Raw genomic sequence first — 13,838 nt, 5'->3', positions numbered from 1 at the left:
GTTGACGGGAGGGCTAGGCCGCGCTCTTGCCGACCAGTGCGATCAGCTCGAGTGCGGCGGGTCCGGAGGAGGCGGGGTTCTGTCCGGTGATGAGCAGTCCGTCGGTCACCACGTACGACGCGAAGTCGCCGGCCTTGGAGAAGTCGGCGCCCTTGGCGATGAGCTCGTCCTCCACCAGGAAGGGCACGACCTTGGTCAGGCCCATGGCCTCTTCCTCGCTGTCGGTGAAGCCGGTCAGCCTGCGGCCGGCCACCAGTGGGGTGCCGTCCGGCTTCTTGGCGTGACGCAGCGCGCCCGGCGCGTGGCACACCATCGACAGGGGCTTGCCCGTGTCGACGATCCGTTCGATCAGCCTGATCGACGCCTCGTCCTCGGCCAGGTCCCATAGCGGGCCATGCCCGCCCGGGTAGAAGACCGTGTCGAAGTCGTCGGCCGACACCGACTCCAGCCGCACCGTCTGGTCCAGCTGAGCCTCGGCGGCGGCGTCGGCCTCGAACCGGCGGGTCTGGTCGGTCTTGAACTGTTCCTCATTGCTCTTCGGGTCCAAGGGCGCCCGCCCGCCCTTCGGTGAGGCCAGCGTGATCTCCCACCCGGCGTCCTTGAAGTGGTAGTACGGCGCGGCAAGCTCCTCCAGCCAGAACCCGGTCTTGCGTCCGGTGTCACCCAGCTGGTCATGCGAGGTCAGCACGATCAAAACCTTCACGGTTCCCGCTCCTCGTGTCGTTCGTCGGCTACGCCCGAAACATACGAGGTACGTGCTTGACGGCTACTGGACGGCAAGTGGAACCCGCGCGCACACCCTTGTTGATGACTAGTGAACCCGTACTCAACCCATCACCGGGCGCGATCAGCGCCGAGTTCCGCCAGGAACTCCTCGGCGCGGCGGGTGAACAGATGGGCCGCACGTTCGGCGGACAACACCCGGGCCTTCTCGGCGGCGGCCCGGACGACCGCGACGGGCTCGCCGAGAGCCTGCAGCAGTCGCGCTCGTAGCAGCAGGATCAGCCCTTCCGAGTAGCGCTGGCCGTAGGCGTCGAGGTAGTAGTCGGCCCGGTCCAGCGCCGCGGCGGCCTCGGCCGGCATCCCGGCGGCGAGCCGCATCTCGCCGAGCAGCCCGTACCAGGTGGCGACGCACGAGAGCGGCGGGTCGACGAGGTGCGCGACGATGATCCGCTCGGCCTCCGCCGCGGCGCCGGCCGGGTCCTCGCCGGTCATGGCCAGCGCCCAGCACCGGGCCAGCCGCTGGTAGGTGCCAAGGAAGACGAAGGAGAACTCGGGGTCCGCGGCGATCCCCCGCTCCGCCGCGCGGAACGCCCCGGCCGGGTCACCGCTGATCGCTGCCATCCGCACGGCGATGGCGGACCAGATCGTCACCGCGTAGGTGGCGTCGCCCGCCTCGGTCTCCAGCTTGTCGAGCAGCGCCCGCCCTGTTTCGACGTCACCATGGAGCGCGGTTATCTCCGCGAGCATTCCGGCCATGAGCAGTTGCAGGTCGTGCCGGACCGGGTTCTCCTCGCGCCTGGCGAGGCCGTTCAGCATGATCTGGTGGGACTTGTTCAGGAAGTGGAAAGCCTCCCCGATGTTGCCCACGTCCCACTGGTGAAGGCCCCAGGCTTCCAGGCCGTACGCGTACACGATCGGGTCGCTGGACGCCTGGCCGTGATCTAGCAGCTGGCGGGCCAGCGTGCCGCTGCGGTCGAGCTGGATGCCCTGAGCGTGCACGACCCAGCGGGAGAAGAGGAAGTCGGTGGCCTCCAGCTCCCGGCCGAGGTCACGGGCCAGGTGCTCGGCGCGTTCGAGCAGCTCGAGTGCCGCGGCCCCGTACATCGAACGCATCCCGACGACCGCGGTGAGCTGCGACAGCGCGGACAACTCCACTTCGGCCAGGCCCGCCGTCCGCGCGACCTGCGCGGCCGTCCGCAACTGCCGCTCGGCGGCCTCGAACGCGGACTTGGCCGCCGCACGGCGGCCCGCGCGCACCAGGGCCCCCGCGGTCCGGGCCGGGTCCGCCAGCGGGCCGGCCGCCCACAGGTGGTAGGCGAGGCGTTCGGCGCCGGACTCGCCCTCGGAGTCGATGCCCTCCAGCGCGTCCGCGACGCTCAGGTGCAGCCGGGGCGTGCGCCGCCGCGGCGTGGTCCCGGCGACCGACTCGCGGACCAGGTCGTGCGCGAAACGCAACGAGTACGGGTCATCGAGGGCCGGCCCGAGCAGGCCGAGCGCCTCCAACGGTTCGAGGCGGTCCAGGCAGGTCGGGATGTCGAGGCCGGCGGTGCGGGTGAGCAGGCGGAGGTCGACGTCCCGGCCGATGAGCGCGGCCATCTGGAGCAGGCCCCGGGCACCGTCGTCGAGACCGGCCATCCGGTCGCGTACGACGTCACGCACGGTGGACGGCACTCCTGCCCGGGCCACGGCGTCCGCGGTCAGCGCGCCGCCGTCGGCGAGCAGCCGGGACAGTTCCCGGACGAAGAACGGGTTGCCGGCGGTACGGGCGTGGATGCCACTGGCGGCGTCCGGGCCCGGGACCTGGCCGATCTCGCCACGGACGATCTCGGTCACCTCGGCCAGGTTGAGCGGGCCGAGGTGGACGCGGCGCTGGCCGGACACCCGGCTCGCCGCGGCGAGCATCCGCGACAGCTCCGTGCCTGGCACGGGCGCGCGGTCGCGGAGCGCCCCGATGATCACGGCGCCACCCGGCAGCCGGGCCGCCAGATGGCTGAACAGATGCAGCGAGGCGACGTCGGCCCACTGAAGGTCGTCGATGACGAGCAGCACCGGCCGCCGCGCCGAGAGCTCGCCGATGGCGGCCACGACCCGTTCGAACAGGCGGAACTGGGCGCCGCCTTCCGACAGCGTCGGCGCGTCGATGCCGTGCTCGCGCGGGTCGACGAGCCGGCCGAGCGCGCCGGAGAGCCACTTCGCCCGCGCCGCCGTGGGCAGCGCCTCCAGGACCGTGCCGACCACCTGCACCCACGGCCACATCGACGGCGTTCCCTCGCCCTCCAGGCACCGGCCCCAGACGACGAGCGCACCACGCCGATCCGCCTCGGCGGCGATCTCCTCCAGCAGGCGGGTCTTGCCCACCCCCGGCTCGCCGTCGACGACGACGAGCCCTCTGCCTCCGGCCATCGCCGACTCCGCCGCCTGCCGGAGCACCGCGAGTTCCTCGGCCCGGCCGACCAGGCCACCGGCAGGCTGCGGCTCGGATGCCGCGGCCGTCTGCCCCGTTGTCGACGGCTGCCCATCGGCCGTCGTCGAAGTCTCGCTCAGCACCCGCCGGTGCGCCGCCCGCAACGCCGGGCCGGGATCGATGCCGAGCTCCTCGACCAGACGCGTACGGACCGTCCGGTATACCGCCAGCGCCTGCGCCGGTTGTCCGGCGGCGCCCAGGGTGGAGATGAGACTCGCCTGCACGGGCTCGTGCAGCGGCGCCATCGAGGCGGCCAGTTGCACGTGGGGCAGCACGCGCTCCGGCCGGCCCAGCGACATCGCAAGTTCGGCGGCCGCCGCGCACGCGGCGAAGAACTCGTCATCCAGCCCTGCGAAGATCGACATCGCGGCCGGTCCGTAGGCCAGCCCCTCGCCCGCGGAGCCCTGCCAGAGCTCCAACGCCGCCACGTATGAGTCCAGCGCCGCCTCGCGCCGCTGCTCCGCGAGTGCCGCGCCGGCGGCCTGGACACGCTGCCGGAAGACGACCAGATCCAGCATGCCGGTCCCGGCGACGAACAGATACCCGTTACCCCTCCGCCGCAGGTACGAGCCGGTGCCGCGGATCGGCAGCGCGGGCTCGAGTAATCGCCGCAGCGCGCCGACATACTTGTGGATGACGTTGACGGCACTGGCGGGATCGCCGCCGTCCCAGATCAGCTCGACCAGCTCGCTCGTGCTGACCAGCCGGCCCTCACGGGCCAGGAGCAGCGCGAGCAGGTAGGCCTGCTGCCGGGGGCCGGTGTCCAGCTCGACACCATCACGCCAAAGTCGCAACGGACCGAGAATCTGCAGACGTACGCCGGAGGCCGGCCCGGCCTCGCCGCCCCCCGGACGAACTGGCACAGCCACGCCTGCCAACCCCCTGGATTGATATGACGGATCGCCGACTGTGCGGGCCACGGTCGTACGTACCCACCCTGCGCGGGATGAGTTTACGACGCTGAACCCGTATAGGAAATCCATGACTATGGGCGGTCAGTGCGGCCGGCCTTACTCGACGTCTGAGCGCATCCTGCGTAGCTCTGCCTCCAGGTTGTGCGCGTCGACGTAGGCCGCCGGTGTATCTCCGAAGCGGTTGCGGAATTCCTTGATGAAATGCGAAACGCTCGCGTAGCCCACGTGACGGGACACTTCGGAGACCGTCATCCGGCGATCGACAAGCAGCTCGCGCGCCCGGTCGAGCCGGTAGTCCTTGAGAAACCGATACGGCGTGCGGCCGGTGGCCTCGCGGAACAGGGCCGAGAACGCGGACGGGCTCAAGGCCACCTGTTTGGCCAGGTCATTGACCGTCAACGGCTCCGCGTAGTGCGCTCGGGCGAATGTGAGCGCGGCGGAGATCGGGGTGCGCGCGGCCTGCCTGGCCGCGAGGTGCAGCATCCGGGAGAACTGCTCGCGGCGTAAGACGCGATAGACCATCTCCTCCACGCACATCGGCGCCAGCACCCGTCGATCGGCGCCGCTGTCGAGCGAGCGCAGAAACCGCAGGACCGCCGCCATGAGCTCTGGATCGAGGGGGGAGACGACGCACCGGTCGGCCTCGCCCGGCTCCGAAACCGCGCCGAACGCGCTGGGGCGCCGGCCGAGCATGTCGGTGGAGACTTTTCGCACCAGCGCCGGATCGATCTCCAGCACAAAGGACAGGAACGGCTCGCGGGGGCTGGCCTGCAGGATCTCGGCCTGGAAATGCAGATTGCCGCCGAGCACGAGGTAATGGAACGGGTCATAGACGTAGCGACTGCCATCCACGATCACCGCCTTGCTGCCCTGCGAAACGATCCCGAGCGACAGTGACTGAATCTCCTCCCAGGCGGGAGCCACCGGCTCGGTGAAGCGGTAAAGAGTCAGACCTGGCCAGCCGCCGTCGTTGCCGCCGGTCTTGGGCGTGCGCGCGTCCAGCACCGAGATGAGGTCCGCCGAACTCTCGCGGTGCTCGATCTCCGAGGTCGTCATGGTGAGCCTTCCTGCGGCCACGAATATGTGAAGCACATCTTGCGTCCCGATCCCGACTCCAGCACGTGCTGTCAGGTCAGCGCAACGCCTGGCGAAAGCTGGAGACGCGGCCCTCGCTCCGCTGAGGAGCTCGGATAGTCATTTCGGGCCCTCGTTCGAGGACGTCGCCCAGATCGCGGAGCCCGCGAGGAGCTTGCCGGAGTCCCGGTGGGGATGACCATGTAATTTTCCACATCCCAAGGAACCTGGGTTTCACCGCCGACGCCTGTCCGTGCGCTCCTTCTCCTCGGTAACGCCACGATCGGCTTTCTCTTCGAGGTTCTTACAGGTTGCGAACGTGAGCCCCAGCCTCCTTCGGCCGACCGGTTCCGATCATTACTGTCAGTTAGGTGAAGGTGATGGTCACCGGTTCAGCCGGTTTCATTGGAAGTCATGTCGTCGAGTCGTTCGAGGCGGCCGGGCATGAGGTGTCGGGACTCGATCTGCGCGACGGGGCCGATCTGCGCGACCGGGACACCCTGGATCGGCTGCTGCCCGAAGTGGATCTGGTCGTGCACCAGGCGGCGAAGGTCGGGCTCGGCGTGAACGTGGCCGACCTGCCGGACTACGCCTCGGTCAACGTGTACGGCACCGCCGTGCTGCTGGCCGCGATGGCCGCACATCGCGTCGGGCGGCTGGTGATGGCCTCCTCGATGGTGGTCTACGGCGAAGGCGCCTACGACTGCGCCGAACACGGCCGGGTCAGGCCCGGCCCGCGCTCGGCGGCCGACCTGGAGCGGGGGCGGTTCGACCCGTCCTGCCCTGTCTGCGGCGAGGCGGTGCGCTCGGCCGTGATCGGGGAGGACGCGCCGATGGACCCGCGCAACGCCTACGCCACGACCAAGCTGGCCCAGGAACACCTGGCCGCGAACTGGGCGAGAGAGACCGGCGGGAGCGCGGTGGCGCTGAGATACCACAACGTGTACGGGCCGCGGATGCCGCGCGACACGCCCTACGCGGGTGTCGCCGCCATCTTCAGGTCGGCGCTGGAAGCCGGACGGGCGCCCCGGGTGTTCGAGGACGGCTGTCAGATGCGCGACTTCGTGCACGTGCGCGACGTGGCGCGGGCGAACCTGGCGGCCGCCGAGGCCGAGCCGGTCGCGGGCGGCCTGGTCGCGTACAACATCGCCAGCGGCGTCCCGCACTCCGTCGGGCAGATGGCCGCCGCCCTGGCGGCGGAGCGCGGTGGGCCCGAGCCCGTCGTCACCGGCGAATACCGGCTGGGCGACGTCCGGCACATCGTCGCCGCGCCCGGCCGGGCCCGCGCCGAGCTCGGGTTCGAGGCCGAGATCGGCTTCGAGACCGGCATGAAGGAGTTCGCCACCGCCGCTCTGGGGACGCCATGACCAGCTCTGGGGACGCCATGACAACGACCATCGATGTAGTGCTGCCCTGCCTGAACGAGGAAGCCGCCCTCGCCTGGGTGCTTGAGCGGATGCCGCCGGGCTACCGCCCGATCGTGGCCGACAACGGCTCCACCGACTCCTCGGCGAAGATCGCCGCGGAGTTGGGCGCGCTCGTGGTGAGCGAGCCGCGGCGCGGGTTCGGGGCGGCCTGTCACGCGGGGCTGCTGGCCGCCACGTCCGAGCTGGTGTGCTTCATGGACGCCGACGCCTCCCTCGATCCGCGGCAGTTGCCCGAGGTCGTCGCCCCGGTCCTGGGCGGGGAGAGCGATCTGGTGCTCGGCAGGAGGGTGCGCCGGCCCGGCGCGTCGTGGCCATTGCACGCCAGGCTGGGCAACGCGGTGCTGGCCGCGAAGCTGCGCCGCCGTACCGGTGCGGCGCTGCACGACCTGGGGCCGATGCGAGCCTGCAGCCGGGCCGAACTCCTCGCGCTCGGGCTGCGGGACCGCAGGTTCGGCTACCCGCTGGAGATGGTGCTGCGGGCGGCGGGCGGCGGGTGGCGGATCGCCGAGGTCGACATCGACTACCTGGCCCGTCGCGGGCGGTCGAAGGTCACCGGGACCGTTCGCGGGACCGTTCGGGCGATCTCCGACATGCGAGCCGTCCTGCGAGACGGATGACGGCGGCGACGAGCCCGGTCCCGGCCAGGACGATCAGCAGGTTGAGCGCGTAGTCGTACGGCAGGATCGACGGGTTGTCCGCCCGCCTGCCCACCGCCAGGACCGTCGGCAGCGTCGCGAGCGTCACCAGCCCCGCCACGATCAGCCATGCCCTCAGCGCCGCGCCCGCCCTGGCCACGAGTACGCCGGCGAGCAGCACCGCGGGCGCCAGCACGGCGTCGTGCGCGATCAGGACGCCGCCGAACCACAACGCCCAGCCGGGCGGGTCGCTGTCCATGAGCAGCCCGGCGAAGCCGAGCGCCACCAGGGCGCCGCCGAACGCGTATCCGAGCCACCTCATGACACCCTCACCTTCGTGACCCATTTGGTCTGCATGACCCCGGGCCGGTTCGGCGCGATCAGCCGGACCGGGTAGCCGTGGTCGGCGTCCAGGGCCCGGCCGTTCATCTTCAGTGCGAGCAGGGTCAGCGGATCGTTCCAGTGCGGTGGCCGGATCTCGCTGCTGCGGTAGTAGCCGTTCTGTTCGAGTGACTCGACCGTCAGGTACGCCTCGGGGGCGCCGCCTGCCTGGGCGATCAGGTCGCGCAGCCGGATTCCGGTCCATTCGCACTCCACGCTCCAGCCCTCCACGCACGAGATGGGCAGGCTGACCGTGTGCTGCGGCAGTCGTACCAGATCGGCGTAGGTGAGGGAGAGCGGCGTGCGGACGGCGCCCATCACGACCAGCCGGTAGCCTGGGTCGCCGATCGCCCCGGTGATGCCGGCGGCGAGCGCGGACCTGTTCACGGGCACCCCCTGGGAGCCGATGCGCGGGTTGCGTGGCGCCAGTACGGCCAGCCGTCCCAGCGGGGCGACGGTCTCGCCCGCGGTGACCAGGGCGGCCACGCCGCAGGCGGCGGCGATCGTGTACAGGAAGCGACGGCGGTCAGGCTCCTGGACCCTGGTCCACAGGTGCCGCCGGAGCTTGGCCCACTCGTTGACGACGTGGACGACGAGCGCGCCGTAGACGATGAAAGCCGTCCAGTAGTGCGCCTGGATGAAACCGAACGGCCAGGCGTAGTCGTAGGCGATGTTCATCAGCCCGGTGACGAGCTCGAACAGCGCCCCCGCCACCAGGAGCAGGACGAACAACCGCTCGGCCGCGTGGCCCACGGAGCGCAGCGGCGGCCACTGCCACAGCTTCGGGTAGACGGCCCACAGTTTCGCCAGGAGCAGCGGCACCGTGGCGATGCCGCCGATGACGTGCAGGCCCTGCGTGACGCGATACAGGTTGACCGGCCGCGACGGCCACAGCAGCCAGGCGGGCGGATGCTGGGTGAAGTGGCTGAACAGCCCCGTCGCGAAGGCGAGCGTGAAGCTGATCCCCAGCCACATGCCCAGCCTGGCCGACACCTGCTCCGACCTCAGGCGGCTGGTGAATCTGGCCGAGAGCGTCTGGATGAACATCATCGTGCTCCTGCCTCCTCGAGGGTGCCGGCCGCTCGCCTCTGCCGTACGGCCCAGCCCGCGACGACCCCCACCGTGGCCAGGGCATAGGCCAGGGTGGACGGGCCGAACAGGTAGGCGACCGCGCCGGCCAGCGCCACGCCCAGCCACTCCCATCGCCCGTCCATGGCGGCCAGCGCGACGACCAGGAGCGCGTACCAGGAGTAGGCCGGGGTGAGCAGGAGCAGGAGCGATCCGCTGACCAGCAGCGCCCCCGCCCACGGGCGGTCCGGGTCGCCGTGGCGTAGCACCAGCCAGACCACCAGCCCCAGGACGGCGATGGCGGCGAACGGCGTCCAGGAATCCGGCATGACCAGCCGCAACACCCCGTACCGCGCTCTCGCCGACGGCGCCTCGTAGCCCTCCTCCTGGAGGTAGCCGAACAGGTAGCCCAGCACGGAAGCCCGCGAGGCGAGCACGTACGGCAGATAGCTCAGCACGACGACGGCCCCGGCGGGCAGCACGATCGCCAGGACACGCCGCCAGGCGACCCCGTCGCGCAACACCCCGGACAGCGCGCCGGGAAGCGTGACGGCCGGCAGCAGTTTGGCCGCGATCCCGGCGCCGAGCAGCGCCCCTCTGCCCCGGACCACGCAGAAGGCGAGCACCACCAGCAGCACGCCCAGCATGTCGACGTGCGCGTTGTTGACCGCCTCCGCGGGCACGGCCGGGCACCACGCCCAGCACGCGGCCTGTCTGACGCCCATCCATCGCAACAGCGCCAGCAGCACCGCGATCGCCATCAGCGCGCCACCCACCTGGTACGGCTTGTGCCGCGCCCCATCCGGCGACAACCAGTGCACCAGCCGGAAATAACCCTCGGCCAGCGGCGGGTAGATGGTGTGCACGAGCGGCCTGTTGATGCGCGTGCAGACTCCCTCCGCCAGGTGGGCGAGGTCGGGCGCGGCGCAGTCATCGGGGAAGAGCCAGTCATCGCGCAGCGGGCCGAGCGCCGGATCGGCGGGCGTGTAGTCGTACGGTGAGTGCCCGGCTGCCTGCACCCGGCCGTCCCACGCGTACCGGAAGGAGTCGGTGCTCGTGCTCGGCGGCGCGACCAGGCCGGTGGCGGTCACCATGATCCCGCCCGCCACGACCAGCAGGGTCAGCTCCCGCTTCGGCACCTTGCGCGCCCACCAGAAGGCGGCCGCGAACAAGCCCCATGCCAGCAGGTACCAGCCGAGCAGGCCGGGCCCGCCCAACGCCATCCTGATCAGGACGAGCACCAGGGCGACCAGCGTCGCGCCGGCGAACACCGTGTGTCTGCTCACGAACCGAGCGTGTCACCCTCTGCCCGCTTGAGGCCGTCGCCACGGCGACCCGTAACAACCCCGTAAGAGACAGCGTAAGAGACGGCCACCCGTAACAATCCCGTAAGAGTCGCCCCAGGTCACCGGCCCTACTGTCGGACCATGAAGATCACTCCAGGGGCGGCGCAGCTCGTGGTCATCGCCAAGGAACCGATCGCGGGCCGCGTCAAGACCCGCCTGACGCCACCGTTCACGCCAGGCCAGGCGGCCCGCCTGGCCGAGGCGTCGCTCGAAGACAGCCTGACCACCGTGGCACGGGCGCCCGCCACCCAACGTGTCCTGGCCCTGGACGGACTGCCCGGCAACTGGCTGCCCGACGGCTTCGTGGTCATCCCGCAGCGCGGGAACGGCCTGGACGAACGCCTGGCCGCCGCCTTCGCCGACACCTACCGGCTGCGCCCCGAGCCGGTCGTGCTCATCGGCATGGACACCCCGCAGGTCAGCCCCGCCCTGCTGGACGCGGCCACCAGCGCCCTGGTCGAGCACGACGCGGTCTACGGCCCGTCGGCCGACGGCGGCTTCTGGCTGCTCGGCCTGCGGCGGCCCGATCCGCGCCTGCTCCTCGGGGTGCCCATGTCCCAGCCGTACACCGGCCGCGCCCAGCTCGACCGGCTCACGGAAGCCGGCCTGAGCGTTCGGCACCTGCCCGAGCTGACCGACGTCGACACGGCGGCCGACGCCTTCCACGTCGCCGCCGAAGCTCCCGGCTCCCGCTTCGCGGCGACACTGGCCGAGGTGGCATCGCTGGCGGAGGTGGCGCCGTCGGCTCAGGTGGCGCTGTCGGCTCAGGTGACACCGCTGGCGGAGGTGGCGCCGTCGGCCCAGCTGACACCGGCCGCCAGGGTGGCACCGACGGCCGAGGCGGGCGCGGGCCGATGATAGGCGAGATCTACGCCGAGGCACTGTCCGGCGCCACCGTCGAGATCGAGCACGCCGACGGGACCCGTCGGCCGCTGAACGTGGCCGGCTGGTTCGAGCCGATCGACGGTGACGAGGCGATGCTGAGCCGGTGCGCGGGCCCCACACTCGACATCGGATCGGGTCCCGGCCGGCTGACCGTCGCGTTGAACCACCGGGGCGTGCACGCTCTCGGCATCGACATCGCGCCGCGCGCCGTACACCTGACCCGGCGAGCGGGCGGCTACGCGCTGCTCCGGAGCGTCTTCGACGTGATCCCCCGCACGGGAAGCTGGCAGACCGCGTTGCTCGCCGACGGCAACATCGGCATCGGCGGACATCCACGTGTCCTGCTGCGCCGGGTTCGCGAGCTGGTACGGCCAGGAGGTGAGGTCGTCGCCGAGGTCGAACCCCCGGGCGTGACCAGCCGGGTCGACCGCGTCCGCCTGCGCCGTGCCGACATCGCGGGCGACTGGTTCGCCTGGGCCGTGGTGTCGGCCGACGACATCGGCCGGCTCGCCGAATCCAGCGGCTTCGACCTGGCCGAGAGCTGGCAGGAGCAGGGCCGCTGGTTCGCCGCCCTGCGCCCAGCACGCCCGCTGGGGTGACCCCGTGCCGTCACATGGTGTACGCCTTGGTGACGGAGATCTTGGTGTCGCCGAGGAACAGCCAGTCCGGTGGGGCGATGAAGCCGGGAAGCGCGGACATCTCACTGGGATCCCGGCTCGTATCGGTGACCCGCAGCCGGACCTTGTCGCCGGAAGCCTTTATGGTCAGCGACGCCTCGACTCCCGCCGGCCCCGGGGCGTGGAAGACGAAGCCCGCCGGATCGGGCGTTATGGAGCGGCCCTCGACGGTCAGCGAACGGACCGTCGAGGTGTCCCCGTACACCCGCAGGCCGACCATGTCCGCTCCGCGCTCGGAGCGGATCCGGACGCGCAGGGTTCGCACGCCCTGCCCCGTCGTGTCCGCGAGCACCCGCAGCGAGGGCGCCGGCAGCGCGGCGGCCTTCGCCGGGCTGAGGAGCTTGGACCCGCCGCCCCACAGCTCCGCGAGCGGCTGGCCGGCCGCGTTGGCGCCGCCATAGCGGCGGGCCCACTGGTCGGGCGCCTTCGAGGTCAGCCAGACGGCCTCGCCGGTGTCCGCGTCGAGGCCGTACGCCAGGCTGGTTCGCCGCGGGTGCTCCTTGTCGACCGGCTCGACCAGCAGGCCCGCCGCCACCAGGGCGATGGAGACGACCAGCGCGGTCAGCGGGATCAGCGGGGTACGCCTGTGAGGCCAGACCACCTCGATCAGCGGCAGCAGGAGGCCGCCGAACAGGATCATCAGCGGCATGGGGGCGTAGCCCGCGTACTGCAGGCCCGTCGGCAGGCTGTTCCACGCGCTGGGCAGCAGGATCAGGGCGCCCGGTACGAGAGCGGCGGCGAGAACGAGGACGCGCCACCGCGGCGAGCAGCGGAGTGCGGCCAGTCCGCCCAGTGCCGCGCCCAAGGCGGGCCAGGCGGCGAGGTGCGATGCTCCTGGCGACACGATGCCGAGCCCGAGACCGATCAGGGCCACGCAGGTCAGCATGCCCAGCGCCAGTTCGGCGGGGCCGACGCGACGGCGCAGCAGCGCGTACCAGGCGATGAGGATCGTGCTCGCGACCATCAGTACGGCGAGCCACAACAGTTCCGGCCGGTACGGCGTCGTGGTGGCGGTGCCGCTGAGCTCGGGCCGGATCGCCTTGAGCAGGTCCCAGAAGTAGACACCGGCAACCACCCCGAGTCCGATCGGGATCAGGGCGAGCGCGGTGCCGAGGAACGTACGCCGCAAGGTGACCACGCTCCGGCGGCGGGCCAGGAGGATCAGTGCCAGCGCCGCCAGCGGCGCGACGGCGCCCAGCAGCGTGGCCGCCCAGGTCGGATAGCGAACCAGCAGGCCGGGCGGGAGGTTGAAGTAGACCAGGTCGTTCCCGGTGGTCAGCCGCGCCAGGTCGGTGCCGCCGAACGCGCGCACGAGCGCCAGCGTGTTGTCGCCCATCTGCTGCAGCGCCGCGAGATCGACGTGCGCGGGGTCGTCGAGAACGCTGTGGTACAGGGTCCCCGCGTTGGCGTAGGCGGAGTCCAGCACGGCCATCCCGCCGGGTTTGAAAGCGGTGAAGTCGGTGTCGTTGTTGAGCAGTTTCATGAGCTCGGCGTACACGGAGTCGGCCACGGGCATGGGCGCCGCCGATCCGAACATGGAGATCAGGCCGGCGTTCGACTCCGTACTCCGGAACATCAGCACCGGCCCCTTGGCCCCGCGCGCCTCGTTGTTGAGCACCACGCTCCGCCCCCGTGCGGGCGGGTGGTTTTTGACGAACGCCTCCGAACCCAGGAGCCCGGCCTCCTCGGCGTCGGTGATGAGGAACACGATGTCATTGCGCAACCGCGCGCCGTCCGCGACCAGCGCCCTGGCCGTCTCGATCGCCGCCGCCGTACCGGCCCCGTCGTCGTTGGCACCCGGTCCCTCGGGGACCGAGTCGTAGTGAGCGGTGACGAAGACCCGGCCCGTGGGAGCGGTCCCGGGTATCACGGTGACGATGTTGAAGACGCGCCCGGCGGTGACGGGGTCGCCCCGCTCGTCCATGGGTGAGACGCCCACCGCCTCCTGCACCTCGGGCCGCAGGCCCAGCCGCCGCAACTCGCCGACCAGGTAGTCGCGGACCCGGGTGTGCTCGGCCGTGCCGACCGGGTGGGGTTTGACGGCGAAGCGCTCGACCTGGGCGAAGGCCCGCTGCGCGCTGAATTCCCGGTCGGGGGCGGTGGCCGGGCTCACCGCGGTGGGGGTGGTGTCCCTGATCGCGCCGACGGCGATCAGCAGGAGCACGCCCAGGGCCAGCAGCCCGGCAACGAGTGAGCGCCGTCTGGCTACATGCTCGTCTGATGTCATCCTCGGTCACTCCCCGG

The 13,838-nt window shown here is 71.3% G+C and carries 11 protein-coding genes; 4 read left to right on the top strand and 7 right to left on the bottom strand.

Going from position 1 to position 13,838, the window contains the following annotated elements; translation table 11 throughout:
* Positions 1-13 precede the first annotated feature (13 nt).
* The 3 genes from ACQP2T_RS41985 to ACQP2T_RS41975 form a co-directional block, all read right to left on the bottom strand.
* A complete protein-coding gene (locus ACQP2T_RS41985; protein WP_433510408.1) occupies positions 14-703 on the bottom strand; it encodes a type 1 glutamine amidotransferase domain-containing protein in 690 nt (229 codons plus the stop codon).
* A gap of 131 nt (positions 704-834) precedes the next feature.
* Positions 835-4,050 (bottom strand): ATP-binding protein, encoded by a 3,216-nt coding sequence (locus tag ACQP2T_RS41980; RefSeq protein ID WP_433510407.1) that lies wholly within the window; start codon positions 4,048-4,050, stop codon positions 835-837.
* A 147-nt stretch (positions 4,051-4,197) separates the two neighbouring features.
* Complete coding sequence (locus ACQP2T_RS41975) at positions 4,198-5,157, bottom strand: AraC family transcriptional regulator N-terminal domain-containing protein (RefSeq protein WP_433510406.1); 960 nt, start codon at positions 5,155-5,157, stop codon at positions 4,198-4,200.
* A 389-nt stretch (positions 5,158-5,546) separates the two neighbouring features.
* Here ACQP2T_RS41975 and ACQP2T_RS41970 point away from each other — a divergent pair, with 389 nt between their 5' ends.
* Positions 5,547-6,542 carry an NAD-dependent epimerase/dehydratase family protein gene (locus tag ACQP2T_RS41970; RefSeq protein WP_433510405.1) on the top strand — a complete coding sequence of 332 codons (996 nt, stop codon included), beginning with the start codon at positions 5,547-5,549 and terminating at the stop codon, positions 6,540-6,542.
* A 17-nt stretch (positions 6,543-6,559) separates the two neighbouring features.
* Positions 6,560-7,219, top strand: coding sequence for a glycosyltransferase family 2 protein (locus ACQP2T_RS41965; protein ID WP_433510404.1), 660 nt, complete (start codon positions 6,560-6,562; stop codon positions 7,217-7,219).
* Here the strand turns inward: ACQP2T_RS41965 and ACQP2T_RS41960 are convergent.
* The 3 genes from ACQP2T_RS41960 to ACQP2T_RS41950 are packed head-to-tail and all read right to left on the bottom strand — an operon-like array spanning position 7,152 to position 9,972.
* Positions 7,152-7,559 carry a hypothetical protein gene (locus tag ACQP2T_RS41960; RefSeq protein ID WP_433510403.1) on the bottom strand — a complete coding sequence of 136 codons (408 nt, stop codon included), beginning with the start codon at positions 7,557-7,559 and terminating at the stop codon, positions 7,152-7,154. The genes ACQP2T_RS41965 and ACQP2T_RS41960 overlap by 68 nt on opposite strands.
* Positions 7,556-8,668 (bottom strand): molybdopterin-dependent oxidoreductase, encoded by a 1,113-nt coding sequence (locus tag ACQP2T_RS41955; protein WP_433510402.1) that lies wholly within the window; start codon positions 8,666-8,668, stop codon positions 7,556-7,558. Before ACQP2T_RS41955 ends, ACQP2T_RS41960 begins: the two co-directional genes overlap by 4 nt.
* Positions 8,665-9,972 (bottom strand): hypothetical protein, encoded by a 1,308-nt coding sequence (locus ACQP2T_RS41950; RefSeq protein ID WP_433510401.1) that lies wholly within the window; start codon positions 9,970-9,972, stop codon positions 8,665-8,667. Before ACQP2T_RS41950 ends, ACQP2T_RS41955 begins: the two co-directional genes overlap by 4 nt.
* A 141-nt stretch (positions 9,973-10,113) precedes the next feature.
* On the opposite strand from ACQP2T_RS41950, the gene ACQP2T_RS41945 reads away from it, so the two are divergent.
* Positions 10,114-10,890, top strand: a complete 777-nt coding sequence (locus tag ACQP2T_RS41945) for a TIGR04282 family arsenosugar biosynthesis glycosyltransferase (protein ID WP_433510400.1) — start codon at positions 10,114-10,116, stop codon at positions 10,888-10,890.
* A complete protein-coding gene (locus tag ACQP2T_RS41940) occupies positions 10,887-11,516 on the top strand; it encodes a methyltransferase domain-containing protein (protein WP_357952517.1) in 630 nt (209 codons plus the stop codon). The genes ACQP2T_RS41945 and ACQP2T_RS41940 overlap by 4 nt, the downstream gene beginning before the upstream one ends.
* Before the next feature lie 10 nt (positions 11,517-11,526).
* Here ACQP2T_RS41940 and ACQP2T_RS41935 read toward each other — a convergent pair whose 3' ends face one another.
* Entirely contained in the window at positions 11,527-13,821 is a 2,295-nt protein-coding gene (locus tag ACQP2T_RS41935) for a M20/M25/M40 family metallo-hydrolase (protein WP_433510399.1), read from the bottom strand.
* Positions 13,822-13,838 lie beyond the last annotated feature (17 nt).

The sequence above is a fragment of the Nonomuraea sp. CA-143628 genome, from assembly GCF_050942315.1.
Classification (GTDB): domain Bacteria; phylum Actinomycetota; class Actinomycetes; order Streptosporangiales; family Streptosporangiaceae; genus Nonomuraea.
This window is presented reverse-complemented; position numbering and strand designations above follow the sequence as displayed.